We start from the raw sequence: 25531 nt of genomic DNA on the forward strand, positions 1-25531 counted from the left end.
CTTTCTTCTTTGCACAAATATCCCACGGGGGTCCGGGGGCGTGAAGCCCCCGGCTTCCCTCTCCATTGACACCGCGCGACCCAAGGTTCACATCGCCCCCACATACCCGCAACCGGGCGTTCCGTGGGCGCCAAACCGATTGGGAGGACGCATGTCCCAGATTTCCCTCACCTTCCCCGACGGCGCGAGCCGTGACTACCCCGCCGGCATCACCGCCGCAGAGGTCGCATCCTCCATCGCGCCGAGCCTTGCGAAGAACGCGATCAGCGCGACGCTGGATGGCAGCCACATCGATCTCGCCTGGCCCATCGAAGCCTCGGGCCGCATCGCCATCAACACGATGAAGGACAGCGCCCCGGCGCTGGAACTCATCCGCCACGACTTCGCCCATGTCATGGCCCGCGCCGTGCAGGAGCTTTGGCCCGACGTGAAGGTCACCATCGGCCCGGTGCGCGACTATGGCTGGTTCTACGACTTCGACCGGGCCGAGCCGTTCACGCCCGAGGACTTGGGCGCGATCGAGGCGAAGATGCGCCAGATCATCGCCGCCCGCGATCCGGTCCGCACCGAGGTCTGGGACCGCCAGCGCGCGCTCGACTACTACGAACAGCGCGGCGAGCCCTTCAAGGTCGAGCTGATCGACCGCATCCCCGAGGGCGAGGACCTGCGGATGTACTGGCACGGCGACTGGCAGGATCTCTGCCGCGGCCCGCATCTGCAGACGACCGGCCAGCTTCCCGCCGACGCCTTCAAGCTGACCCATGTCGCGGGGGCCTACTGGCTCGGCGATTCCACGCGGCCCATGCTCCAGCGCATCTACGGCGTGGCGTTCCGCAACAAGGACGAGCTCAAGGCCCACATGACCATGCTGGAGGAGGCCGCCAAGCGCGACCACCGCAAGCTGGGCCGCGAGATGGACCTGTTCCACATGCAGGAGGAAGCGCCCGGTCAGGTGTTCTGGCACCCGAACGGCTGGACGATCTACACCACGCTTCAGGACTACATGCGCCGCCAGCAGCGCCGCGGCGGCTATGTCGAGGTCAACACCCCGCAGGTCGTCTCGCGCAAGCTGTGGGAGGAAAGCGGCCACTGGGAGAACTATCAGGAGCACATGTTCATCGTCGAGGTGGACGAGGAACATGCCCGCGAAAAGACCGTCAACGCGCTAAAGCCGATGAACTGCCCCTGCCATGTGCAGGTGTTCAACGTCGGGCTGAAATCCTATCGCGACCTGCCCCTGCGGATGGCGGAGTTCGGGTCCTGCAACCGCTACGAGCCCTCGGGCGCGCTGCACGGGATCATGCGGGTGCGCGGCTTTACGCAGGATGACGCGCATATCTTCTGCACCGAGGACCAGATCGAGCCGGAATCCCGCCGCTTCATCGAGTTCCTGTCGGGCATCTATGCCGATCTCGGCTTCGACAAGTGGCGCATCAAGCTGTCCACCCGCCCCGAAAAGCGCATCGGCTCGGACGAAAGCTGGGACCGGACCGAGGCGGCGCTCGCCAACGCTGTCACCGCAGCAGGCCACAGCTACGAGATCTTCGAGGGCGAAGGCGCCTTCTACGGCCCCAAGCTGGAATTCGTGCTGACCGATGCCATCGGCCGTGACTGGCAATGCGGCACGTTACAGGTGGACCCGAACCTGCCCGAACGGCTGGACGCGGAATATGTGGGCGAGGACGGGCAGAAGCATCGCCCGGTCATGCTGCACCGCGCCGTGCTGGGCAGTTTCGAGCGGTTCATCGGCATGCTGATCGAGAACTATGCCGGAAAGCTGCCCCTGTGGCTCGCGCCGCGGCAGGTGGTGGTCGCCTCGATCGTGTCGGACGCCGACGATTACGTGATCAAAGTCGTGGCGGCGCTGAACGCGACCGGCATCCGGGCCGAGGCGGATACGCGCAACGAGAAGATCAACTACAAGGTGCGCGAGCATTCGCTGGGCAAGGTGCCGGTCATCATGGCCGTCGGCATGAAGGAGGTCGCGGACCGCACCGTGTCGATCCGCCGTCTGGACCAGCAGGGATCGCGCGTGCAGGCGCTGGACGAGGCAGTCGCCGCGCTGGTGGCAGAGGGGACGCCACCGGACCTGCGCTGATCTGTCCTGGCAACTGCCACTTTGGTCAAGTGGCGGAAAATTGCCGCTGCGTCACGGCTCCGGTCGCGCAAGCGTGATTCAAACTCTTGCGTTTCGTCGCGAATCGGGCATCGTTATCGGGCGTTGCATGACTTTCTACCGCCTCCCTTCACGGGGCAGCCGGACTACGGAAGGGGCTGCACGGCCCGGAACGGCAATCTCGCCGCCGGGAGACTGAAGGAGACAAGGTCATGGCGACCGGCACTGTGAAATGGTTCAATGGTACCAAGGGTTACGGCTTCATCGCCCCCGATGATGGCGGCAAGGACGTCTTCGTCCACATCTCGGCGGTCGAGCGTGCCGGCCTGACGGGCCTCAACGACAACCAGAAGGTCGAATACGAGCTGCAGTCGGGCCGCGACGGCCGCGCCTCGGCCTCGGACCTGCGCCTGCTCTGATCGGCCGATCCCGGCTGCGCAGCGCGCCTATCGCGACTTTTCCACGGCCCGCCCCCGGTGGGCCGTTTGCATTTCGGGCCCCGGCCTCGCCGGGTCTTGTGCAGGCCGCTCGCCGGCACCATGAATGAACCATGACTTATAATTCCCGAAGCCTTCGCCGCCCCCCGGCCGCCTCTGCCATGGCGCGCGCATGAGCGTTCCGCTGGACATCTTCGCCGACCCGGTCTGCCCGTGGTGCCTGATCGGCAAGGCAGAGCTTGACCGGGCGCTGGAAAGCCGCCCCGACCACCCGTTCGTCGTGACCTGGCACCCGTTCCGTCTGAACCCCGACATGCCGAAATCGGGGATGGCGCACACAACCTACATGCTGGCCCGGTTCAAGGACGAGAAGGGCATCATCGAGGCGAACCGCCCGGTGCTGGAGGCCGCCGAGCGGCTGGGCCTGTGGCTGAACATGGCCGCCATCGAGCGCATCCCCGACACGACCGACGCGCACCGCCTGATGCTGTGGGCGCGGATCGAGGGGGCGCAGACGCGCGTGATGTCGGGCATGATGGCCGCCCATTGGCGCGAGGGGCGCAATATCGGCCGCGCCGACGTGCTGGCGCAGATCGCGGACGCCGCCGGGATGGACGGCACGGTGATCGAGCGGCTGCTCGCCACCGACGCCGACCGCGACACCGTGCTGGCCGCCGAAATTCACGCCCGCGAACGCGGGGTGAGCGCGGTTCCGACCTTCATCGTCGCCAACTCCCATGTCGTCCCCGGCGCCCAGCCCGCGAGCCTGTGGCAGAGCGTCATCGACGAGCTGGCGGGCGAGGACGGCTGACCGCCCCGCCCGTCGGTGCGTCAGTCCGGGAAGCCGAGCGCGTCCAGCGGATATTCCGCCACCGCCTGCATCTCCATGTCGCCGCCTTCAGCGAAGGCAAAGACCCACAGCGCGTCGTTCTGCAGCACCAGCCGGCACATCCGCCCCTCCTGCGCCAGCGCGGCGGGGCACTCGGCCATGTCGCCATGCTCGACCGTCGGCTCGAAGATGCCGTAGGTCATCACCCCGTCCGGGGTTTCGGTGATGGTCGGCTCCGCCTGCTGTGCGAGCGCCGGAGCGGCGGTCAGCGCGAGGATGGTGGCGAGTGCCGGAAGAAGGACGCGGGTCATCGGAATGGCTCCCCTGAGATTCGGTGGGAGCAGAATGACAGAGGTGCGGCAGATTACCATAGAGAAATAATCAGGTTCTTCTTTCGGGCATGTTCTCCGCCGCCTCCTTCTTGCCCGCCGCCGCCTGGCGGTGCATGAGGGACCTTCACACCGACATCACGACGACCACACCAAGGACTGCCGCCATGACCCGTTTCGCCGCCCCCATCGCCGAGCAGATCTGGGACATGAAATACCGGCTGAAGGACGAATCCGGCCAGCCGGCCGATCTCACCGTCGAGGACAGCTGGCGCCGCGTCGCCCGCGACCTCGCCAGCGTCGAGGCCGACCCCTCCGCGTGGGAAGACCGCTTCTACGCCGCGCTCGAGGATTTCCGCTTCCTCCCCGCCGGCCGCATCCTCGCGGGCGCGGGCACCGGGCGATCGGTGACGCTGTTCAACTGCTTCGTCATGGGCACCATCCCCGACAGCATGGGCGGCATCTTCGAGGCGCTGAAGGAAGCCGCATTGACCATGCAGCAGGGCGGCGGCATCGGCTACGACTTCAGCACCATCCGCCCGCGCGGGGCCGAGGTGAAGGGCGTCGCCGCCGACGCCTCCGGGCCGCTGTCCTTCATGGACGTATGGGACGCGATGTGCCGCACGATCATGTCGGCGGGCTCACGCCGCGGGGCGATGATGGCGACGATGCGCTGCGACCATCCGGACATCGAATCCTTCATCAAGGCCAAGCAGGACAGCGCCCGGCTGCGGATGTTCAACCTGTCGGTGCTGGTCACGGACGCCTTCATGGAGGCGGTGCGGGCCGATGCCTCGTGGGATCTGCAATTCGGCGGCAAGGTCTATCACACCGTGCAGGCGCGCGATCTGTGGAACCGGATCATGCGCGCAACCTATGACTACGCCGAGCCGGGCGTGATCTTCATCGACCGCATCAACGCCGACAACAACCTGCATTACGCTGAGCAGATCGCCGCCACGAACCCCTGCGGCGAACAGCCCTTGCCGCCCTATGGCGCCTGCCTGCTCGGCTCGATCAACCTCGCTAGACTGGTGCGCGAGCCCTTCACCGACGCCGCGCATCTGGACGAGGCCGCGCTGGACGAGCTGGTCGGCACCGCCGTGCGGATGATGGACAACGTGGTGGACGCCTCGAACTTCCCGCTGGAGGCGCAGGCGCAGGAGGCCGCCGCCAAGCGCCGGATCGGCCTGGGCGTCACCGGGCTTGCCGACGCGCTGCTGATGGTCGGGCTGCGCTATGGCGCACCGGATGCGGTCGAGGTCACGCGCGGCTGGATGAAGAGGATCGCGCGCGCGGCCTATCTGACCTCGGCCGGGCTCGCGCAGGAAAAGGGCGCCTTCCCGCTGTTCGACGCCGACGCCTATCTCGAGTCGGGCTTCATGAAGCGGATGGATGACGACGTGCGCGAGGCCGTCCGCACCCACGGCATCCGCAACGCGCTGCTGACCTCGATCGCGCCCACCGGGACGATCAGCCTCTATGCCGGGAACGTCAGTTCCGGGATCGAGCCGGTCTTCGCCTACGCCTACAAGCGCAAGGTGCTGCAGAAGGACGGCTCGCGCACCGAGGAGGAGGTCGTGGACTACGCCGTCCAGATGTGGCGCAACCTGAAAGGCGACGCCCCCCTGCCCGCGCATTTCGTGGACGCCCAGACGCTCGCCCCCGCCGATCACGTCGCGATGCAGGCGGCGGCGCAGGAATGGGTCGATTCGTCGATCTCGAAGACGATCAACTGCCCTGAGGATATCGGTTTCGACGCCTTCCAGGACGTTTACCTGCAAGCCTGGGATCTGGGCTGCAAGGGCTGCACCACCTACCGCCCCAACGACGTGACCGGCAGCGTCCTGTCGGTCAGCGAAACCGCCGACAGTCAGCCGCAGGCCGACAAGGGCGCCGACGTGGTCTATCTGACCGAGCCGCTGGACCGCCCGGCGGCGCTGGAAGGCGCGACCTACAAGCTGAAGTTCCCCGGCAGCGAGCACGCCCATTACATCACCATCAACGACATCGTGCAGGGCGGCCACCGGCGCCCGTTCGAGGTGTTCATCAACTCCAAGAACATGGAGCATTACGCCTGGACCGTCGCGCTGACCCGCATGATCTCGGCCGTGTTCCGCCGCGGCGGTGATGTGAGCTTCGTGGTCGAGGAGCTGAAGGCCGTCTTCGACCCGCGCGGCGGCGCCTGGATCGGCGGCCGCTACGTCCCCTCGATCCTCGCCGCGATCGGCGGCGTGATCGAGCGGCACATGATCGCCACCGGCTCGCTGGCAGGCGAAGGTCTGGGCCTGAAATCCGATCCGCAGGCCGAGATCGCCCAGGTGGGCGGCTCGTCAGTTACCGCCGGGCGCCCGCGCGGCCCGCTCTGCCCCGCCTGCAGCGGCTCGAACGTCCGCAAGGTGGAGAACTGCCTGACCTGCATGGATTGCGGCCATTCGAAGTGTTCGTGAAGGGGGGAAGGTGTGTGTTGGTGCTGGGACAAGCAATTCCCGGCCATTTTTGGGTATAACCTGGCCATTCTGCAGTCATAAGCTGGCCATCGGCCCATTACAGCCAATTCGGGCATGATGGGTAATGCGCCGCTCGCATCTGCAGCCAGCGACGCCTTCCCGGGCAGCCGGGGCACACACATAACCGTCATGACGGCGCGGCTATACGGCCGAGTGCGTCGCGACCGGCGCCGCCACCTGCAGGACATCCCCGAAGGTGCGCTGCGCGAGAAGGTGCTGGAGGCGCTCGAGGATGAGAACGCCCGGCTCAAACGGCTCCTGGCGGAGTCGCTGCTCGATCAGGCTGCGCTGAAGGATCTCCTCTCGCGAAAGTGGTGACGCCCGCCGCCGGGCGCGAAGCCGTCGCGATGCTCGTGGAGTGCCACGAACTGAGCGAGGTTGGAGCGTGAAGCAAACAGTCCAGTGGACTGTTTGTAGCGAACAACGGCGTGTGCCGTGATCGGATCGGACGTCCGTCCGCTACCGCAGCCGACTCCCCGACGACCATGACCTGCGCGAGCGCCTGCGGGCCCTGGCGTCCGAGCGCCGCCGGTTCGGTTACCGGCGGCTGCACGTTCTGCTCAGGCGGAAGGGACATGTCGTGAACCGCACGAAGACCAGCGGCTCTACCCGGAGGAAGCCTGTCGGTGCGCAGCGGCGGGGACGGCAGAAGGCGACCGGCACCCGGGTGCCGCTGCTGACGGTGGCCGTGCCGAACGCACGCTGGTCGGTCCACCCTCGCGATGGGCCTCGAACCGGTGGCGGCTCCATGGCTCGATCCACGACCAGTTCGCCCACGGCCGCCGGTTCCGATCTTCAACGTGATCGACGACGTGACGAAGGAACGTCTCGCCGCCGCGGTCGACACCTCGATCTCGGGGCGCCGCGTCGCGCGGGAGCTGAGGGTTCTGATCGCCCGGCGCGGCAAGCCAGGCCTGATCGTCAGCGAACACGGGACCGAGTTCACCTCGAATGCGATGCTGGCCTGGAGCGGAGAGATCGGCGTGTCCTGGCACTTCATCGCGCCCGGCAAGCCCATGCAGAGGGGCATCTGCGAGGCGTTCAACTCGAAGATGCGAGACGAGCTGCTGAACGAGACGCTGTTCTTCGGCCGCGATCAGGCCCGCCGCATCGTCGCCAGCTGGGTGGCCGACTACACCGCGTCCCGGCCCCATTCGGCACTCGGCTACCAGACCCCATCGACGCAGTGCGTCGACCCTTCGCCGCCCAACTCGCCGCAACGGGCGATCGGCTACACGCGATGGAAACGTTCCGCCGATCGCCCATTGCTCCTCCGCGCAAGTGGGCAAATGTCACCCGCCGGCTCTGGTTTCAGGTGGATGAAGGTCGGGGGCACAGCAGGGGCCAGGTCAGGGGTCGGAGCACACCCGCCGCAGCCAGGAAAACGACGGAGGTTGGTTCTGCCTCGACCCGAGCCTGACCCACGAAACACAACGTAAAGGTGGGTCAGTTCTCGACGGAAAACCGGCGTCAGTTCCGGGTGGAAATCAACGGCCTGCACGTCTCCTGAGAAAGCTGCGCGACCATATGGCCAGACCGTCGCCGAGCCAACCGCTTCCCGCGGAGAACGCCCATAGTTTCGCCGGGCCCTTGACGCCACCCCAAACCGGAACGCACGGTGTGTTGAACCACAGCAGCGTCAGGCAGTTTGATTGACGTTGACAGATCAGGAGAGATGACGATGACGACCAGAACGGGCTCCGCGAAGTGGCAAGGGACGATCAAGGAAGGCAAGGGGCAGGTCTCGACCGAATCGGGCGTGCTGGACTCGGCCTACGGCTTCAACACCCGCTTCGGCGACCAGAAGGGCACCAACCCCGAGGAACTGATCGGCGCCGCCCATGCCGCCTGCTTCAGCATGGCGCTGTCGGGGCAGCTGGAGCAGGCCGGGGTGACGGACGTCACGATCGAGTCCTCCTCCGCCGTCACGATCGAGAAGCAGGAGGCCGGCTTCACCATCACCAAGGCGCATCTGACCACCCGGATCTCGGGTCAGGGCGACGAGGCCGCGATCCGCAAGGCCGCCGAAGCGGCGAAGACGGGCTGCCCGGTCAGCAAGGTGCTGAACGCGGAAGTGACGATGGATCTGACGGTCGCTTAGGCCGAACGCTCAGGCGCGGCTGCGGATTGATCCCGCAGCCGGCACCGACGCGTCTCCACCCGAAGCGCGTCGAATGTCACACCATCATCTCTTTCGTCGCGGTCAGCTTCAGCTCGGGATGATCGCGCACCACGCGGTCGATGTCCCATTGCAACCGCGTCAGATACACCAGATCGCCGTCGTGGTCCGTCGCGATATGCTGCTTGTTGGAGGCCGCGAATTTCTCCACCGCGTCCTTCGGTCCCGCCATCCAGCGGGCCGAGGTGAATTGCGACGCCTCGAAGCGCACTGGCAGGCCGTATTCCAGCTCGATCCGGCTCGCCAGCACCTCGAACTGCAACGCGCCGACGACCCCGACGATGAAGCCCGAACCGATGGTGGGCTTGAAGACCTTGGCGGCCCCCTCCTCGGCGAACTGCATCAGCGCCTTTTCCAGATGCTTGGCCTTCATCGGATCGCCCGCGCGAACCGTCTGCAGAAGCTCCGGTGCGAACGACGGAATCCCGGTGAAGCGCAGCGGCTCCCCTTCGGTCAGCGCGTCGCCGATGCGAAGCTGGCCGTGATTGGGAATGCCGATGATGTCGCCGGCCCAGGCCTCCTCGGCCAGCTCCCGGTCGGCGGCGAGGAACAGCACGGGGTTCGACACCGCCATCGGCTTCTTCGAGCGGACATGCAGCAGCTTCATCCCGCGCTCGAAATGGCCGGAGGCGAGGCGGACGAAGGCCACCCGGTCGCGGTGCCTGGGGTCCATGTTGGCCTGCACCTTGAAGACGAAGCCGGTGACCTTCCCTTCCTCGGGGGCGATCTGACGCTCGGCGGCGGTCTGCGGCTGCGGCTGGGGCCCGAACTCGCCGATGCCGAGCATCAGCTCCTTGACGCCGAAGCTGTTGATGGCGCTGCCGAACCAGATCGGCGTCATGTGGCCTTCCAGGAAGGACTTGCGGTCGAAGGCCGGCAGCAGCTCGCGCGCCATCTCGACCTCCTCGCGCAGCTTGGCGAGTTGGGCGGCAGGAATGTGCTCGGCCAGCTTCGGATCGTCCAGCCCCGAGATGCTGATCGATTCCGCCACCCGGTTGCGGTCGGCGCGGTCCATCAGCTCCAGCCGGTCGTGCAGCAGGTCGTAGGTGCCGATGAAATCCCGCCCCATCCCGATCGGCCATGACGCGGGGGCCACGTCGATCGCCAGATTTTCCTGGATCTCGTCGATGATCTCGAAGGTGTCGCGGCTTTCGCGATCCATCTTGTTGCAGAAGGTCAGGATCGGCAGGTCGCGCATCCGGCAGACCTCGAACAGCTTGCGGGTCTGGCTTTCGACACCCTTGGCGCCGTCGATCACCATGATCGCGGCGTCCACGGCGGTCAGCGTCCGGTAGGTGTCCTCGGAAAAATCCGAGTGGCCGGGCGTGTCCACCAGATTGAACCGATACCGCCCGAAGTCGAACGACATGGCCGAGGCCGAGACGGAGATTCCCCGGTCCTGCTCCATCTTCATGAAGTCGGACCGCGTGCGCCGCGCCTCACCCTTGGCGCGGACCTGCCCCGCCATCTGGATCGCCCCGCCGAACAGCAGGAACTTCTCGGTCAGCGTGGTCTTGCCCGCGTCCGGGTGCGCGATGATCGCGAAGGTCCGGCGGCGGGCGATTTCGGGCGGAAGCTCGGGGCGATTGTCCAGCATGGGCGGGCTTTACCGCGCGCGCCCTGCCCCCGCAACCGATGCCATGTAACCTTTTCCACCGCAGTGTAACCATTTGTTCCGCGACGTGCGCCGAAGTCTCGCGGTGATCGCGGATGCTCGCAGGCGTTCGCGCCCGGTGTCGGTCAGCCTCGACCCCGCTTCTGTGCGCATGGGACACGACCGTCTGCGGCCGTCCCTCGATTGCGCCGGAGCGGCTGATCCGAGCGAGCCTGATCCAGATCCTGTGCTCCATCGGGTCCGAGATCGCCGACCTCGGCCACGACCGTCACGGCGGCCGGTCGGGGTGACAGGCCCTTGCTTCGCCTCGTCCCTCATTCGTCCAGCGGCTTGAGGATCGGTTGCTCCTCTGTACGGACCTGCGCGACCATCTCGGCGCTGACCTCGACAGGTGTGCCGGTTCTGGCCTCGGAGAGCCAGGCCACCAGATCGGCCACCTGCTGGTCCGTCATGCCCGCCTCGAAGCCCGGCATCGAGACGTTGCCCGGTTCTCCGCGATGCACCCCGTGCAGGGTCACTTGCGTGAGGCGCGCCGGATCGCCGTTGCCGACCTTGCCGGTGCCGTGGCACGCGGAGCAGTTGCCAAGGAACAGCCGTTCCGGCGTGGCCGCCACGTCGCCGGGGCTTTCCAGCGGCTCGGCGCGCAGCAAGGCAAGCTGCTCGGGGGCGATCAGGGGCGATTCCTCGGGCTCCTGCGCCTGCGCAACGGTCAGACTGGCGGCCAGCACTCCGGCCGCACTCAGGAGGCGAAGCCCGTTCCTGCCCGGCGAAGCGGTGATGTCCTTGCCTTGGAATGTCATTGCATCGCCTCCCGCAGGGTGTCGGCGATGCGGTAGGACAGCGCCGCGATGGTCAGCGTGGGGTTCACGGTCGAGCCCGAGGGGAACACGCTCGACGAGGCCACGAACAGGTTGTCATGGTCATGGGTGCGGCAGTCGCGGTCCACGACCGAATCCGCCGGATCGTCGCCCATGATCGTCGTGCCCATGATGTGGTTGTTGGACGAGAAACCGTCGCCGAACACGGCCTCGGTCCCGCCCAGCATCTCGGCGAAGGCGGTGAAATGCTCCTTCACCTTGGCATCCGAGGTCCGCACGTAATCCTCGATCCGCCAGGTGATCTCGGGCCGGGGCAGGCCCAGCGCATCCTTGTGCTCGGCGCTCGGCACGATCCGGTTCTCAGGGTCGGGAAGCTGCTCGTAAAGCCCGGTGAACAAAATCTGCCGACTCGCGAAGTCGGCGATCATCCCGTCCAGTTCGGCGCCATAGACGCCGCGTTTGACCAGTTCCTCGGTCACCTGGCGGATGCGGTTGTAGTTGCCGACGTTCATCTTGGCGGCGGCGTAGTCGGACCGGAACGGCCCGTCGCGCATCCCCTCGATATAGCTGTTGCGCTGCGGGCCGCGCCCCGACCACAGCGGCTCGCTGGAGTAGAAAGTGATCGAGCTGCCCGGATGATCCATCAGGTTGCGGCCCACCTGGTCCGAGCTGTTCGCGACCCCTTCCGACATCAGCAGCAGCTTGGGGATCTCGATGGCGTTCGCGGCCAGGACGAAATAGCGCCCGGTGATGCGGTGCTCGGTCCCCTGCGGGTCAAGATAGCTGACGGCCGCCACGCGCCCGTCGGGGCCAAGCTCGACGCGGTGGACGACCGCATCCGTCACCAGCGTCGCGCCCGCGTCCTCGGCCTTGCGGACGGTGTCGCCGGCGCTGTATTGCGCCGCGATCGGGCAGATCGGGGCGCAGGTGTTGTTCCCCTCGCAGGCCGGGCGGCCGTCATAGGGGCGGCTGTTGCGGGCGACGATGTCGGGGACGACCTTCCAGCCCTTCTCGCCCAGCACCTGCTGCACGCGAAGGTCGAGATAGGACAGCAGCGGCTTGCCATCCATCGGGAAGGGCTGCGTGCGGGGCGAGCCGTGGTCGTCGTCCAGATTGCCCGCGACGCCAAGTTCCAGCTCGGCCCGGTAGTAATCGGCCTCGATGTCGTCATAGCCGAAAGGCCAGTCGCGCCCGACCCCGAATTCGCTGCGGACCCTGAAGTCCGACGGCAGGAAGCGCGGGGCGATGGCGTTCCAGTGCAGCGTCGTGCCCCCCACGGCGCGGATGTAGCCGGCGATATAGGGGTCCTGACCCTTCTGGATCACATAGTCGTTCGGGGGCGAATACTGCGGGTGCGGGGCGTGAACGCTGGGCGGATAGGGCGCCTGGAAATCCCCCTTGGCGGGGGAACTGCGGAAGCGTTCGACGATCTGCCAGCGCTGCAGCCGCGGCCCGGCTTCCAGCATCATCGTGTCGATACCCGCCTTCGCCAGTTCCAGCGCGACAATGGCCCCCGCGACGCCGGAGCCGACGATGACCACATCGGCCGAGCTTTTGCTGTCGTGAACCATCTCAGCCTCCGCTTTCGGGTTTCTCGGCCCAGTTTTCCCGATAGACGTAGCTGGGGATGGGGATGGTGCCGGCCAGCGGCGCGAACATCAGCGCCTGCTCCCAGGCGACGGTGTGCATGGCGGCGGGCGTCCCTTCCTCGACCGCCTCGGGCGGCACCAGCCCGGCCTCGGCGTCGGCCGGCGAGTCGATGACGCCGACCACGCCCAGATACCAGGCCGAGACGATCTGGCGTGGAATCCAGGCGAACTCGGCCCCCGCCTCGTCAAGCGCTGTCTGGAGCCCCGACGCTTCGGTGCCGCGTTCGTCCATGAAGCCGGCAAGCTGAGTGAGTCCTGCGTCGAAGCCAGGGAACCGCGCCGACAGCGCCTCGAACGCCACGCGGCCCTGCGCCGGGGGGAGGTCGTCATGGCCGGTGAGCCGTGCGGAGACTCGCATGAACTCCTCAAGTCCGCCCGCAGCTTCCTGCGCCCCCGCGGCCAACGGCAACGATCCGAAAAGCAATCCCGCGCCAAGCCCGGTACCCAGAAACAACACGCTGCGGCGACTGAATCCCGGCGCTGCCGTGGTGGAGTGCTGAAACATCGTATCTCCCTCGCATTGAGCCGCCGATCCGAGCAACCGTCGATGCCTGCAAGCGCATGGCGCGTGGGCCTCAACGAGGATCACGCATCCGAGTTCCACCGTGCGTCCGGGGCGCCATCTGGCGGCGGCCGGGAAAAGCGCCCGCGGCCTCAGCCGTTTTCCAGTCTGCTTTCTCCCGCCCACACCCATCGGAATAATGCAAGGCTCTCGTCGCGCACCCGTAGCCGGCACCTCCAGCAGGACGCCTCCATCGCGAGGTCGGCGGCGCGCACCAGCCCGGCCTCCTTCAGCACCGCGCCAGACCCTCTTTCGGTCAATTTCCGCCCGACCAGATGACCCGGTCCGCTCGGCGGCCCGCGATGAAGGCCCGCGCCACCGCCTTCCTGCCCTGTTTGTCGTGGTCAGAGTTCCTGCGCCGTCGGCCGGAACAGGATCTCGTTGATGCCGACGTCTTCCGGCTCGCTGATGGCGAAGGCGACCAGGCGGGCGAAGGTTTCGGCGGGCACGCCGACCTGGCCCACATAGTCCTGGTTCGCCTCTCGGACGTCCGCCTCGCTGATGTGGTCGAGAAGCTCGGTCTTGACCGCGCCCGGCGAGATGATCGTGACGCGGACGTTGTGGGGCGCCACCTCCTGCCGCAGCCCTTCCGAGATGATCCGCACCCCGGTCTTGGTCGCGGAATAGACCGTGGAGCCGCCGAAGACCTTGTGACCCGCGACCGAGGACAGATTGATGATGTGGCCCGATTTCTGCTCGATCATGCGGGGCAGCGCGGCGGCGATGCCGTAGAGCACGCCCTTGAGATTGACGTCGATCATCCGGTCCCATTCATCGACCTTCAGACGGTCCATGGGCGACAACGGCATGATGCCGGCGTTGTTGATGAGCACGTCGATCCGCCCGTAGGTCTGGACGGCGGTGTCCACCAGCTTCTCCACGTCGTCCCGCTTCGTCACGTCGGTGGCGACGGAAGTGGCCTTGCCGCCTGGCTCAGTGATCTCGGCCGCGAGCGCCTCGATCCGCTCGGCGCGGCGGGCGCCGAGGACGACGCTGGCGCCCTTTGCGGCGAGGTGACGCGCCGCGGCCGCCCCCATGCCGCTGGAGGCGCCGGTGATGACGACGATTTTTCCTTGGATGTTTTCCATATCTGCGCCGGGCATCGGCTGTCCGAAGCCGAATTCCGGCGACGCCCGTCCTTTCACGAGCTTGGCGGATTTTCCGCCGGGTTGAACTGCCGATCGGGATTGGACCCGAGCTACTTCTGGACCGCGTAGCGCAGCCACACCACGCTGTCGCCGAGGTCTTCCACATGCGTGAGCCGGAAGCCGATCGGCGCAACCGTGCTGTATGGCTCCCGTGCGGTGAAGAAGCGGTTGCCCTCGGGATCGCCGTTGGCGATGGGGGCGATGACCGAGCTTACCTCATCGACGAGGCCCGCCTGCAGGAACGACCAGTTGATCGTGCCGCCGCCGCCGATCATCAGACGCCTGATACCGATGCCGTGGAGCTTGTCGAGCATGACCTCGAAATCGACCTGCTCCTTTCCCGCGACGATGTAGGAGATGCGCTTGCGGCGCAGGAAATCCTTGTAGGCGTTGCTCGCGGCATCGGTGAGCACCTCGACGAAATGCGCCGGCGCGCCCCCGTAGCCGTAGGTATTCGACTCGAAGGCCAGTTCGCCCCGAGGGTCTATCGAGATGTAGAACATCTCCGCGTGAGGCTCGGCGATATAGTCGCCCTCGGGCACCTCGGCGGCGCTCTCGTCGATCTCCGGGGTGCGGTAGTGGGTGATGTTGTCCTCCGTCGAGGTCTTTCCGTTCAGGTAGGCATCGATGCCGAGCACCTGCTTGCCCGGCGTCAGCGCGAGATCCTGATAGCGCTGGCTGGCGGCCTCGAACTCGGGGATCGGCATGATATCGATGTTTCCATCGATCGACGTATGCGTGTGGATGATGACATAGGGCTTCTGCATGATGGTCTCCATAAGATCGTGCTGCAGCGCCATGCCGGGCCTTCGCCGGAGGAAATCAGGGCATGACGTCGTGGTGCGTCGGGATCAGTCGGGGCGCGTCACTTTGACGGTGACGCTGCCCGGCCGGTCGAATATCGACACGTCGCCTTCGACCTGTCCCAGAATGACGATGCCGGGATCGGGAACCCGCCCGCCGCGGTAGTAGATGACGAAATCGCGCGTGCTCCCGACGCCGAGAGTTCCCGCAGAGAAGTTCCGTTGCCGTTCGCCCTCGGGCAACGGACCTGGCAGACGGCCGGTTTTCTCCTGCCGCAGATGATCCTGCATCTCGATGGTCAACGGCAGCATTCGCAGGAACGCCGTGCCGGCCTCGTTATCTGCGACTTCGGCCGAGACCTCGCCCCAATCCGATGAAACGACGATGCGCTCCTGACTCATGGCAGCACCGGTGAAAGCGGACAGGATAGCGCCTGCCAATGCGATCTTTCGCACATTTGTTCCTCCTTGTCGCAAGAGCGCTCGTCAGATCGTCTGGCCCCCGTCGATCACCAGGGCGTGGCCGACGATGTAGGCGCCGCCGTCCGAGCACAGCCACAGCACATTCGCCGCGATCTCCTGCGGGCTTGCGGGCCGGGCTGCGGGCACATTGTCGATGACGTTCTGCCGGCCCTCGGGCGTGCCGCCCGTGAATCGGTCCATCATCGGCGTGTCCACATAGCCGGGGCAGATCGCATTCACGCGGATGTTCGCACCCGCATAGTCAAGAGCCGCCGCCTTGGTGAGGCCGATCAGCCCGAATTTCGAGGCGCAGTAAGCGGCCTGACCCTTGATCCCCATGACCGACGCACCCGAGCCCGTGTTCACGATAACGCCGCCGCCCTGCTTCATCATCTGCGGGGCCTCGTGCTTCATGCACAGGAAGACGCCGCGAAGGTTGACGTCGAGGAGGCGGTCCCAGTCCTCCTCCGTCACCTCGTGGAGCGGCGCGACCGGCTGCTCGATCCCGGCGTTGTTGAAGCCGAAGTCGAGGCGGCCAAAGGCTTCGACGGTGCGCCCGACCGCGGCCTTCACCTCGTCGCCGTTCGCCACGTCGCAGGTGACGGCAAGACCACGCCCGCCGTCCTGCCCGATTATCTGCACCGTTTCGTCGAGCTCGTCCCGCGTGCGGCCCACGACCGCCACGCTCGCGCCGTTGCGCGCGAAGGCAAGCGCGGCCTCCCGCCCGATGCCGCTGCCGCCGCCGGTGATGAAGGCGACCTTTCCACTGAAGTCATATCGCGGGTTCATTCCGGTCTCCCCTGATTGTCGCAGGATGTTCTACCCGCCGCGGCGGAGGGCCGGCGGAAGGTCTTACGAAGAGGGCCCATGCCGCTCTCTCCTGCGTGAGCACGCAGGCCGGCGGCTCCATTGCCGCCGCCCATCACCAGATCACCGCCTGAGCACCCTGAACTACTGCAACGCGACATGGCTCATAACGGTTCGGCTGCAGCATCGCGTCCCACGCTTCTTGCCCGGCCCGAACCGGATGACCGCGCCGTCCCGACCCGCGTTGACCGCCATCTCAGAGTCCGCCTGACAGCGGACAGGATGGCAGACCCAGTTCATGCTGATAACAGCCGCATCATGGGCAAACGCGCCGCATGGGCAACTCAGGAGACGGCAGCGGGCCGACGCTGGAGCATTGCCGCACCGAGGTCGAGACGCACCCCGACGGCCGTCCAGTGAAGGCGAGCGTGCTGAGGGTTGCAGTGTTCGTTCGCTCTCATGGGGAAGATTTCCAGAATTGACACCCTGCTGCTTCAGCGGATCAGGACATCAGGCAAGAGCGCCGGGCGACCAACCCTCTACGGAACCCTCGCCACAGTCGCCGCGGTTGAATCGCTGCCCGCGAAATACGTCGTCAAATCCGCGATGTCCTGGTCCGACAGCATCCGCACGGCGGCGGCCATGCGCTCGGCGTGCGGGCCGGGAGCTTGCGGGCCGGTGCGCCAGAGGCGCAGCCAGTCGGCGAGGAAGCGGGGATGCTGGCCGGCAATGCGGGGGGCGGGATTGCCGGGTTGGCCGTGACAGCCGAGGCAGGCGCCGATGTTGCGGGCCGGATCGCCCTGACGCGCCAGCCGTTCGCCCTGCGCAGCGTCGCCCTGCGCCAGCGCGGCGGGGCGGGGCGGATCAGGGGGGGGCGCGAAGGGAAGGGCCGCGAAATAAACCGCCAGCTTGTCGCGTTGGCTGTCGGTCAGGGGCGCGGCCATCGGCTCCATGATGCCGCTCTGGCGGTGGTTGCCGGCATAGTTGCCGAGCGCCCGGCGCAGATAGGCTGCCGTCTGCCCGGCCAGTTGCGGCGCGGTGCCGTCGCGGCCCAGCCCGTCGGACCCGTGGCAGCGGACGCAGCCGCCGAATGTCGTCAGCGCACCGCTGTGCTGGCCGAAGGGGATCGCCGAAACCGGCGCAGGCGCCAGGGTGCTGCCGAAAGCCAGCGCGCGGAAGGTTTCCTCGGTCATCTCCGGCAGTTTCGCGAGGAAGGCGGCGACGGCCCAGGCCTCGTCCTCGCGGCCTTCGCCGGTCCAGCCGGGCATGCCGGTATATTTGATGCCGTTATAGGTGATCCAGTGCAGCGCTGCGGGCCGGCGCGGCTGCACGTCGGGCAGATAGGGGGCTTCGGGGTTCATCATCTGCACGATGGGATTGCGCTCGACCCCCGGCGCGCCGTGGCAGGTGGCGCAGCCGGTCAGGAAATGCGAAGCCCCCAGCCGCAGCAGCGCCGGATCGTCCAGATCGACCTGCGGCGGCGGCCGGACACCCAGCGTCCGCAGGCGGACGGCGTTGTTCATGTAGCCGTGCAGCGCCTCGCCGAAGATGCGCCAATGCGGCACGCGGGCCGAGATGTCGTAGGGCGCCACCCACCAGAAGGCGAAGGCGGCGACCAGCAGGGCCCCCAACGCGGCGACCGCCCTGCGCCATGTCACGCGCAGGATCATACGGCCGCCCTCCGCAGCGTCGGCCCTAGCCGAGCCAGCGCGGCGACCAGATAGATGGCGCCGCCGATCCCGGCCATCGCGGCGCCGGCGAGTTGCTGCTCCTGCAGCGCGGTCAGGCCGAACCATCCGGCACAGAGCCCGCCATAGAGATCGCGCGGCGCCAGCGTCAGGATGGCCCCCAGCAGCGTCATGTGCATCGAGGTGAACAGCAGCACCGCCACCCCTCCCAGTGCGCCCGCACCGGCGGCCACGGCCCAGACGGCGAGACCGGCGGCAAGGAAGCTCGCCTTTTCCAGCAACCAGCCGCCTGTGGATACCCGCGCCCACATATGCGGGCCGGGCAGGTGCCAGCCCCAGACCGCCAGCAGCTCCAGCCCCGCCGCGGCCAGCAGAAGGCCCGCCCCGACATGCACGGGAAGGCGGGGCGCGAGCAGCGCGGGGATCGCCGCCACCAGCGCCAGGTGGACCCCCATGTGGATCAGGATGGAGCCGCCGCTGCGCGAGGCCGCGAGGGGCGAGAGCACGCCGAGCAGCAGCGCCAGCGCGAGGATGCGGCGCGGCGTCAGCATCGCTCGAACACCAGCGTCGGCAGGAAGGTCATGACGATCGCCACCGCCGCCAGCACCGACAGCATCAGCGCGACATGGCCCATGAAGCGGGTGCGGCCGTTCTCGGTCGGATCGTCGATGGCCTCGTCCACGACCAGCACGCCGCGATAGCGCTGCCGGGCGATGCGGGCCAGCAGCGACACGGCCAGCAATGCCGACAGGGTCAGCACGACCATGACGATGCGGGTATCGACCAGCGGGCCCCAGCCCTTCGCGCACCAGACCGCGCCGACCCAGTAGCTCAGCAGGAAATGCCCGGCCCAGACCGTCAGCGGCGCCGCCAGCACCCAGACCGAACCCTTGTCGATGATGCGTTCATATTTCACGGCGTGGCCCTCAGCAGCGGGAACAGGCCCAGCAGCGTCAGGGTCACAACGACGCTCAGCCCCACGAAGTGCCAGTAAAGCGCCACGTTCCCAAGATCGGCGTCCCATGCGGGGGTGATCTTGCGCCAGAAGATGCCGGCCGCGCAGTAGCCGATTATCAGCATCCCGATGCCGACATGCGCGCAGACCCACAGGGCGAGCAGCCAGCAGGTCGCGTCCCAGGCGTGGGCGGTCGGATCGAGGCCATTGACCCGCAGCGCCCAGATCAACGCGGCACAGCCGCCCATCGCGGCAAGCAGCCCCGCCACCAGCAGCCACAGCGCGGCATTGACGCGGCCGTTGCGGTTGAGGCGCTTCGACGCGCCGACCGCTACCCACGCGCCGATCAGCAGCACCGCCGCGATCATCAGAAAGCCCGTGTCCGGCAGGCCCGAGCCGACCGGCGGGAACGGGTCATGCACGGTCCAGAAAAAGAAGAACGCGAACACGATCCCGAGGAACGCCGTCAGGTCGCCGGTCATGGTAATGAACATCGCCCACCACCCGGCCGAGCCGTCGCCCGAGGCATAGACCGGCAGGCGCAGGCCGCGGCCCACGTCCTTCGCGTGGGTCTCCGGCGGGCGGGCGGTGCCGGTCCAGAGCCACCAGATCAGCAGCACGACGAAGGCGATGGCGCTGACGATCACCAGCATCCACAGGTGCCAGGTCGTCAGGATGAACACCAGCGACAGCGCGATCGCGGCGAAGAACGGCAGCCAGCCGGGGCCGGGGACGCGCTGGACATACATCGGCTCGGCGTCCAGCACGTCGGTCACGATCAGCTCGCGCCTGCCCTCGGGGGCGTCGGGCAGGAACCACTCGCCCGCCTCGACCTGCCGTTGCAGATCGGGCTGGTCCCACAGCGGATAGCGGGTCGTCACCAGCGGGATCGAGCGCAGGCCGTAGTTCTTGCCCGGCACCTTGTCGATCCATTCCAGCCCCGGCGCCTGCCACGGGTTTCTCACGCAATCCGGCTGGCGGTTCTTGGGGCGGAGCGAGTCGATGACGAGGATCAGAAAGCCCGCCGCGATGCCGAACGCGCCGATGGTGGACACGAGGTTCAGCGTGGACCAGCCGTCGGCGGCGGAATAGGTCCAGACCCGCCGCGGCATCCCCATGATTCCGGTCCAGTGCATCGGCAGGAAGGCGATGTTGAAGCCGCCGAAGATCAGCCAGAACACCCACAGACCGGCCTTGCGCGACAGCATGTGGCCGGTGACGAACGGGAACCAGTAATAGTAACCCGCGAACAGCGGGAACAGCGCCCCGCCGATCAGCGTGTAATGCAGATGCGCCACGATGAAATGGCTGTCATGCACCTGCATGTCGAAGGGCACCACCGCGATCATCACGCCGGTCAGCCCGCCGAAGACGAAGATCGCCAGCGCCCCCGCCGCGAACAGCATCGGCATCGAGCGGACGAATGTGCCCATGTAGATCGTCGCGATGAAGCAGAAGATCTGGATGCCGGTCGGGATCGCCACCGCCTCGCTGGCCGCCGAGAAGAACGCCAGCGAGATTTCCGGCAACCCGGTGGTGTACATGTGGTGGACCCACAGCCCGAAGCTGATGAAGGCAACGCCGACCGCAGACAGCACGATCCAGGAATGGCCGACCACCCCGCGCCGGGTGAAGGCCGGCAGCATCGTCGCGATCAGCGCGATGGAGGGCAGGAAGACGATATAGACCTCGGGGTGGCCGAAGATCCAGAAGAGGTGCTGCCACAGCAGCGGATCGCCCCCGCGCGTCACGTCGAAGAACGCCCAGTCGAAGGCGCGCTCCATCTCCAGCATCAGGTCGCCCGCGATCAGGGGCGGGAAGGCGAACAGGATCATCGCGCCGACGACCAGCACATACCAGCCGTAGAGCGGCATCAGGTTCAGCCGCATTCCCGGCGCGCGGCATTTCAGGACGCCGACGATCAGTTCCACCGCCGCGGCGATCGAGGCGACCTCGATGAAGCTGAGGCCCAGCAGCCAGATGTCGGTGCCGATGCCGGTCTGGCGGGTGTCCGACGAGAGCGGCGCATACATGAACCAGCCGCTGTCGGGCGCCGCGTCGAACAGGATCGAGCCGCAGACGAACACGCCGCCGATCACGAAGCACCAGAAGCTGAAGGCGGAAAGCCGGGGAAACGGCATCTCGCGCGTGCCCAGCAGCGACGGCATCATCAGGATCGCCACCGCCTCGAAGATCGGGACGGCGAACAGGAACATCATCGCCGTGCCGTGCAGCGTGAAGGCCTGGTTGTAGAACCGGGCCGTCAGCAGGTCGTTGTCCGGCACCGCCAGTTGCAGGCGGATCAGCAGCGCGAGAATGCCCGCGAAGGTGAAGAACGCCATTGAGGCGATCAGATACCACTTGCCGATGGAGCTGTTGTTGACGACCGTCAGCCGGGCGATGCCTTTGGGCTGCTCCCAGACCTCGTTCAGCCGCGCGGTCTCGGCGGCGTGCCGGTCGGGGTCGGGCGGCGGCGGCGGGGCGAGGCGGTCGATCCAGGTCATGTCAGCCCCGTGAGATAATCGAGCAGCGCTTCCATCTGTGCCGGCGCAAGGTCGGGAAAGGCGGGCATGAGCGCGCCGGGCTTCACCGCGTCCGGGTCGTCGATCCACGCCCGCAGCTGCTCGCGCGTCAGCGGCAGGATCCCCGAGGCGATCGTCGCCCGCGCGGCGAGATGGGTCAGGTCCGGCCCGGCGGTGCCCGCCGCTCCGGTGCCCCGCACCGCATGGCAGGCGCCGCAACCTGCGGTCAGAAAGACCTGCTGGCCGTCGGCCGATGCGGCGGGCGCGGCGGGTCGCGCCTCGGCTGCAAGCCACGTCTCGAACTCCTCGGGCGGAAGGACCACGATCTCGAACCGCATCTGGGCATGGGCGGTGCCGCAGAACTCGGCGCAGACGCCGCCCCAGCGGCCCGCCTCGACAGGGGTCAGCTTCAGCGTCGTGGTGCGGCCGGGGATCATGTCCATCTTGCCGCCAAGCGCGGGCGCCCAGAAGGAGTGGATCACATCGGTAGAGGTCAGCGAAAGCTCGACCGTCTGGCCCAGCGGCAGGCGGATCTCGTTGGCGGTGGAAACGTCGCCGTCAGGGGTGCGGTAATCGACGCGCCACCACCACTGCTCGCCCTCGACCGCGACATGCAGGTCGGGCTCGCCCCCGATCATGCCGCGCAGCAGCAGCATGCCCGCGATCAGCAGCGCGATCAGCGTGACGGTGGGGAACACCACCCCGCCCAGCAGCACGAACTTTTCGGCGGTATCCTCGCGCTCCGGCTGGGCCTTGATCCGCGCGGCATGGAAGGCGAGCGCCATGATCCCGGCCCAGATCACCGCCGCCGCTGCGAGCATGACCCAGAACAGCCGCTCGACCGCCGCAGCGCCGGTGCCCGCGCCCTCCAGCATCGAATGGGCGCCCTCGCACCCGCCCAGCAGCAGCGCGCAGATGGAAAACGCGGCGATTCGCCGCAGACGGTTTTGGCGGAACGCAGCAGGCGCGGCCCAGGGTTTTCGTTCGGAAACAACGCCCAAGTCGCGGCGCGGCCCGCCGCCCTGGGCGCTGACTTCCGCATGAAACCGCATCGCCGCAGACACTCCCGTCGGGGAAGGTGATGGCGCAGCCTAACCCGGCGCCATCACGCGGCCAACGGCTTTCCCGATGCGTTGAAGCAGGACGGGGGGCGGTGGCTCAGCGCGGCGCGCCGTAGACCGCCGCCCAGAACCGCGTCTTGCCATCCGCGCCCACGGCGCTGCCGATGCCGAAATCCCGCACCTGCGGAATGACGATGTTGGAAAGGTGGCCCGAGGACTGGTTCCACTCGGCCAACACACGGTTCAGGTCGAAATGCCCCGCCGCGATGTTCTCGGCCGTGACGGAGGGCGCATATCCCGCCGCCTTCACGCGCGGCGACGGCCCGTGAGTCGAGCTGCCGATATGCGTCATCCGCCCGCGCTGCGCCATGTCGCAAGCGTGCTTCGCCGCCGCCTCGGCCAGCCGCGCATCGGCGCGCACCGGCCCCAGCCCCCGCGCCGCTCGCGCCCGGTTGGTCGCGGCAACGCCCGCCGCATTCTCTGCCGCCGTGGTCGGGCGGCAGGTCGCCTGCCCCGCATCGAGCAGTTGCATCGCGTGGGGATCGTCGCCCCCGCCAGCGCCAGGCGGCTCGGACGCACAGCCCGCCAGCAGCCCCGCGGCCAGGATTCCCGCGCAGGCGAGTCTCGCAATACCCATGTGCATTCTCCGCATCATTCGCGCGTTTCGATCGCGGCGTGGTAGCGCACGGGAGCCGTTTGCTCAATCTCCAGTTGCCGACAATGTGAACGAACCTCCTGACGCCGCGTTCACCGCGCAGGGCGCTTGAGTCGCGCCATCACTTCGGCCCATTCTTTGCAAGCGACCACGGGAGGGGTTTTCATGGGGACGTTCAGCGGCATCGCCGACAGGGACCGGATCGAAGAACAGGCGCCCTATGCGCAGCGCGCCGTGCCCGAGACGATCTACCGCCTGCTGACCCGCACCCGTGACCGCTTCGGCCCCCGCCCCGCGCTCAGCTTCCAGCTGCTCTCGGACCCTCATTCACGCAGCTGCACCCTCACCTGGGACGAAATGCACCAGCGCGTCACCGAAACCGCGAACCTGCTGCGCGAACTCGGGATCGGGCCCAAGGACACGGTCGCCTATCTGCTGCCCAACTGCCCCGAGGCGGCGATCGTGCTGCTGGCCGGCGCGACGGCCGGGATCGTCAACCCCATCAACCCCCTGCTGGAGCCCGAGCATATCGCCGGCATCCTGCGCGAGACCCGCGCCAAGGTGCTGGTCACGCTGAAATCCTTCCCCAAGGCCGATGTCGCGCAGAAGGCCGCGCTGGCGGCGGAGCTGGCGCCGAACGTGGAAACCATCCTGCAGGTGGATCTGAACGCCTATCTGGGCGGGGCGAAGCGCTGGCTGGTGCCGCTGCTGCGCCCGCGCGTCAAGGCCCGGCACAAGGCGAAGGTCGAGGATTTCGAGGCGCTCGCCTCGTCCCGCCGTCACGACGCGTTGCTGTTCGACGATCCGCCCGAGGATCGCGTCGCCGCCTATTTCCATACCGGCGGGACGACCGGCCTGCCCAAGCTGGCCCAGCACAAGGTGTCGGGCATGATCTATAACGGCTTTCTGGGCGGCTCGCTGCTGTTCGACGAAAACGACGTGCTGATGTGCCCGCTGCCCCTGTTCCACGTCTTTGCCGCCTATCCGATCCTGATGAGCTGCGTCTATTCCGGCGCGCATATGGTCATGCCGACGCCCGCCGGCTATCGCGGCGAAGGAGTGTTCGACAACTTCTGGAAGCTGATCGAACGCTGGCGCGCGACCTTCCTCATCACCGTGCCGACCGCCATCGCGGCGCTGATGCAGCGTCCGGTGAACGCGGATGTCTCATCCCTGCGGGTGGCGATCTCGGGCTCGGCGCCGCTGCCGATCGAGCTTTACAACCGCTTCAAGGCCGCGACCGGGGTCGAGATCGCCGAAGGCTACGGGCTGACGGAGGTCACCTGCCTCGTCAGCTGCAACCCGGTGGACGGGCTGAAGAAGGTCGGCTCGGTCGGCATCCCCCTGCCCTATACCGAGCTCCGCATCCTGAAGAAGACGCCGGATGGCTACCAGGAATGCGCCACCGACGAGATCGGCGAGATCTGCGTGTCGAACCCCGGCGTCTTCGAGGGCTCGACCTATACCGAGGCCGACCAGAACCGCGAGTTGTTCGCCAATGGCCGCTTCCTGCGCACCGGCGATCTGGGCCGGATGGACCCCGACGGCTATCTGTGGATCACCGGCCGGGCCAAGGACCTCATCATCCGCGGCGGCCACAACATCGACCCGGCGACCATTGAGGAGGCCCTGCTGTCGCACCCCGCCGTCGCCTTCGCCGGCGCGATCGGCCAGCCCGACAGCTTCGCGGGCGAGTTGCCCTGCGCCTATGTCGAGCTGGTCGCCGGCGCCTCCGTCACCGAGCAGGCGCTGCTGGACCACGCCCGCGAGCATATCTCGGAACGCGCGGCGGTGCCGAAATACGTCGAGATCCTGCCCGAACTTCCCAAGACCGCCGTCGGCAAGATCTTCAAGCCCGCGCTGCGGAAACTGGCGATCAGGCGCATCTACGACGCGGCTCTGGCGGATTGCGGAACGCATGTCGTCGAGGTGGTGGACGACAAGAAACGCGGCCTCGTCGCCAGGATCGCCCGCGGGCCGGGCTGCGACGAGGCGGCGGTGACGGAGCGGCTGGGGAATTTCACGCGGCCGTGGGAGTGGGAGTGACTTTCTTCGGCTAAAACAAAGCCGTCGCTGTTCCTTCATTGCCAGAGAGACTGTCCCACGTCTAAAAGTCTGGAAGGCACTGACGGAAGTGTCATCCCATAGAAAAAGGTATCAGCCATGGATGTAGTTGCGCCTCAATCGGACCGCTCGTACTTGCTTGAGGAAGCCATCGAATACTGCCAGTCAGCGCCCACCCTTGACAAGATCAAGGATTTTCTGAACCTCAGCGCACTAAGCGCAGATCTTAAGGAACCGCTGAAAAACCTCCTGTCCGCAGCCGGATCTGGTAGGCTTGGGCGTCCCCACGAGGAGCCCTTCTCATGCCGAAACAGCCCGCCAT

22 protein-coding genes and 2 pseudogenes are annotated in these 25531 nt (G+C 67.2%); 9 read left to right on the plus strand and 15 right to left on the minus strand.

Annotation, left to right across the window (positions count from 1 at the left end):
• The first annotated feature begins 151 nt into the window (after positions 1-151).
• The 3 genes from thrS (at position 152) to KTN05_RS10540 (ending at position 3364) form a co-directional block, all read left to right on the plus strand.
• Positions 152-2098 (plus strand): threonine--tRNA ligase, encoded by a 1947-nt coding sequence (gene thrS, locus KTN05_RS10530; RefSeq protein WP_217329356.1) that lies wholly within the window; start codon positions 152-154, stop codon positions 2096-2098.
• A 230-nt stretch (positions 2099-2328) separates the two neighbouring features.
• Complete coding sequence (locus tag KTN05_RS10535) at positions 2329-2535, plus strand: cold-shock protein (RefSeq protein WP_217329357.1); 207 nt, start codon at positions 2329-2331, stop codon at positions 2533-2535.
• A gap of 190 nt (positions 2536-2725) precedes the next feature.
• A complete protein-coding gene (locus tag KTN05_RS10540; protein WP_217329358.1) occupies positions 2726-3364 on the plus strand; it encodes a DsbA family oxidoreductase in 639 nt (212 codons plus the stop codon).
• Between the two features lie 20 nt (positions 3365-3384).
• Here the strand turns inward: KTN05_RS10540 and KTN05_RS10545 are convergent, their stop codons facing one another.
• Positions 3385-3693 carry a hypothetical protein gene (locus KTN05_RS10545; RefSeq protein WP_217329359.1) on the minus strand — a complete coding sequence of 103 codons (309 nt, stop codon included), beginning with the start codon at positions 3691-3693 and terminating at the stop codon, positions 3385-3387.
• A 185-nt stretch (positions 3694-3878) separates the two neighbouring features.
• Between KTN05_RS10545 and KTN05_RS10550 the strand changes: the two genes are divergently transcribed.
• The 3 genes and pseudogenes from KTN05_RS10550 to KTN05_RS10570 all read left to right on the plus strand — a co-directional run bounded on the left by KTN05_RS10550 (position 3879) and on the right by KTN05_RS10570 (position 8322).
• Positions 3879-6161, plus strand: coding sequence for an adenosylcobalamin-dependent ribonucleoside-diphosphate reductase (locus KTN05_RS10550; RefSeq protein WP_217329360.1), 2283 nt, complete (start codon positions 3879-3881; stop codon positions 6159-6161).
• 276 nt (positions 6162-6437) lie between these two features.
• Positions 6438-7402: pseudogene (locus tag KTN05_RS18110) on the plus strand (integrase core domain-containing protein); the annotation flags it as partial.
• 500 nt (positions 7403-7902) lie between these two features.
• On the plus strand, positions 7903-8322 hold the full coding sequence (locus KTN05_RS10570) for an OsmC family peroxiredoxin (protein WP_305799904.1): 420 nt from the start codon (positions 7903-7905) through the stop codon (positions 8320-8322).
• 76 nt (positions 8323-8398) lie between these two features.
• Here the strand turns inward: KTN05_RS10570 and KTN05_RS10575 are convergent, their stop codons facing one another.
• Positions 8399-9997, minus strand: a complete 1599-nt coding sequence (locus tag KTN05_RS10575; protein ID WP_217329363.1) for a peptide chain release factor 3 — start codon at positions 9995-9997, stop codon at positions 8399-8401.
• Between the two features lie 113 nt (positions 9998-10110).
• Between KTN05_RS10575 and KTN05_RS18560 the strand changes: the two genes are divergently transcribed.
• Positions 10111-10305, plus strand: a complete 195-nt coding sequence (locus KTN05_RS18560) for a hypothetical protein (protein ID WP_305799905.1) — start codon at positions 10111-10113, stop codon at positions 10303-10305.
• 24 nt (positions 10306-10329) lie between these two features.
• On the opposite strand, the gene KTN05_RS10585 is transcribed toward KTN05_RS18560, so the two are convergent.
• The 13 genes from KTN05_RS10585 to KTN05_RS10645 all read right to left on the minus strand — a co-directional run bounded on the left by KTN05_RS10585 (position 10330) and on the right by KTN05_RS10645 (position 23127).
• Positions 10330-10815 (minus strand): cytochrome c, encoded by a 486-nt coding sequence (locus KTN05_RS10585; protein WP_217329364.1) that lies wholly within the window; start codon positions 10813-10815, stop codon positions 10330-10332.
• The gene (locus tag KTN05_RS10590) at positions 10812-12404 is read right to left on the minus strand and encodes a GMC family oxidoreductase (RefSeq protein WP_217329365.1); all 1593 of its coding nucleotides are present in this window, start codon (positions 12402-12404) and stop codon (positions 10812-10814) included. The genes KTN05_RS10585 and KTN05_RS10590 overlap by 4 nt, the downstream gene beginning before the upstream one ends.
• A 1-nt stretch (position 12405) precedes the next feature.
• Positions 12406-13176 (minus strand): sugar dehydrogenase complex small subunit, encoded by a 771-nt coding sequence (locus KTN05_RS10595; protein WP_371823334.1) that lies wholly within the window; start codon positions 13174-13176, stop codon positions 12406-12408.
• Positions 13177-13388: 212 nt separating this feature from the next.
• The gene (locus KTN05_RS10600) at positions 13389-14132 is read right to left on the minus strand and encodes an SDR family oxidoreductase (protein WP_217329367.1); all 744 of its coding nucleotides are present in this window, start codon (positions 14130-14132) and stop codon (positions 13389-13391) included.
• 110 nt (positions 14133-14242) lie between these two features.
• Positions 14243-14992, minus strand: coding sequence for a dihydrofolate reductase family protein (locus tag KTN05_RS10605; RefSeq protein WP_217329368.1), 750 nt, complete (start codon positions 14990-14992; stop codon positions 14243-14245).
• A gap of 51 nt (positions 14993-15043) precedes the next feature.
• Positions 15044-15451, minus strand: a complete 408-nt coding sequence (locus KTN05_RS18115) for a cyclophilin-like fold protein (protein ID WP_217329369.1) — start codon at positions 15449-15451, stop codon at positions 15044-15046.
• Positions 15452-15481: 30 nt separating this feature from the next.
• Positions 15482-16246 carry an SDR family NAD(P)-dependent oxidoreductase gene (locus tag KTN05_RS10615; protein WP_217329370.1) on the minus strand — a complete coding sequence of 255 codons (765 nt, stop codon included), beginning with the start codon at positions 16244-16246 and terminating at the stop codon, positions 15482-15484.
• Positions 16247-16803: 557 nt separating this feature from the next.
• Entirely contained in the window at positions 16804-17934 is a 1131-nt protein-coding gene (locus tag KTN05_RS10620; RefSeq protein WP_217329371.1) for a c-type cytochrome, read from the minus strand.
• Positions 17931-18503, minus strand: a complete 573-nt coding sequence (locus tag KTN05_RS10625) for a cytochrome c oxidase assembly protein (protein WP_217329372.1) — start codon at positions 18501-18503, stop codon at positions 17931-17933. The genes KTN05_RS10620 and KTN05_RS10625 overlap by 4 nt, the downstream gene beginning before the upstream one ends.
• Positions 18497-18868: a hypothetical protein gene (locus KTN05_RS10630; RefSeq protein ID WP_371823335.1), complete on the minus strand. Its 372-nt coding sequence runs from the start codon at positions 18866-18868 to the stop codon at positions 18497-18499. The genes KTN05_RS10625 and KTN05_RS10630 overlap by 7 nt, the downstream gene beginning before the upstream one ends.
• Entirely contained in the window at positions 18865-21411 is a 2547-nt protein-coding gene (locus tag KTN05_RS10635) for a cbb3-type cytochrome c oxidase subunit I (protein ID WP_217329373.1), read from the minus strand. The genes KTN05_RS10630 and KTN05_RS10635 overlap by 4 nt, the downstream gene beginning before the upstream one ends.
• Entirely contained in the window at positions 21408-22430 is a 1023-nt protein-coding gene (gene coxB, locus KTN05_RS10640; RefSeq protein WP_254368122.1) for a cytochrome c oxidase subunit II, read from the minus strand. Before coxB ends, KTN05_RS10635 begins: the two co-directional genes overlap by 4 nt.
• Positions 22431-22587: 157 nt before the next feature.
• Positions 22588-23127 carry a CAP domain-containing protein gene (locus KTN05_RS10645; RefSeq protein WP_254368123.1) on the minus strand — a complete coding sequence of 180 codons (540 nt, stop codon included), beginning with the start codon at positions 23125-23127 and terminating at the stop codon, positions 22588-22590.
• Between the two features lie 183 nt (positions 23128-23310).
• Between KTN05_RS10645 and KTN05_RS10650 the strand changes: the two genes are divergently transcribed.
• Entirely contained in the window at positions 23311-25191 is a 1881-nt protein-coding gene (locus KTN05_RS10650) for an acyl-CoA synthetase (RefSeq protein ID WP_217329375.1), read from the plus strand.
• A gap of 117 nt (positions 25192-25308) precedes the next feature.
• A pseudogene (locus KTN05_RS10655) lies at positions 25309-25531 on the plus strand (hypothetical protein); the annotation flags it as partial.

It is taken from the genome of Paracoccus sp. Z118 (assembly GCF_019061185.1).
GTDB lineage: Bacteria > Pseudomonadota > Alphaproteobacteria > Rhodobacterales > Rhodobacteraceae > Paracoccus.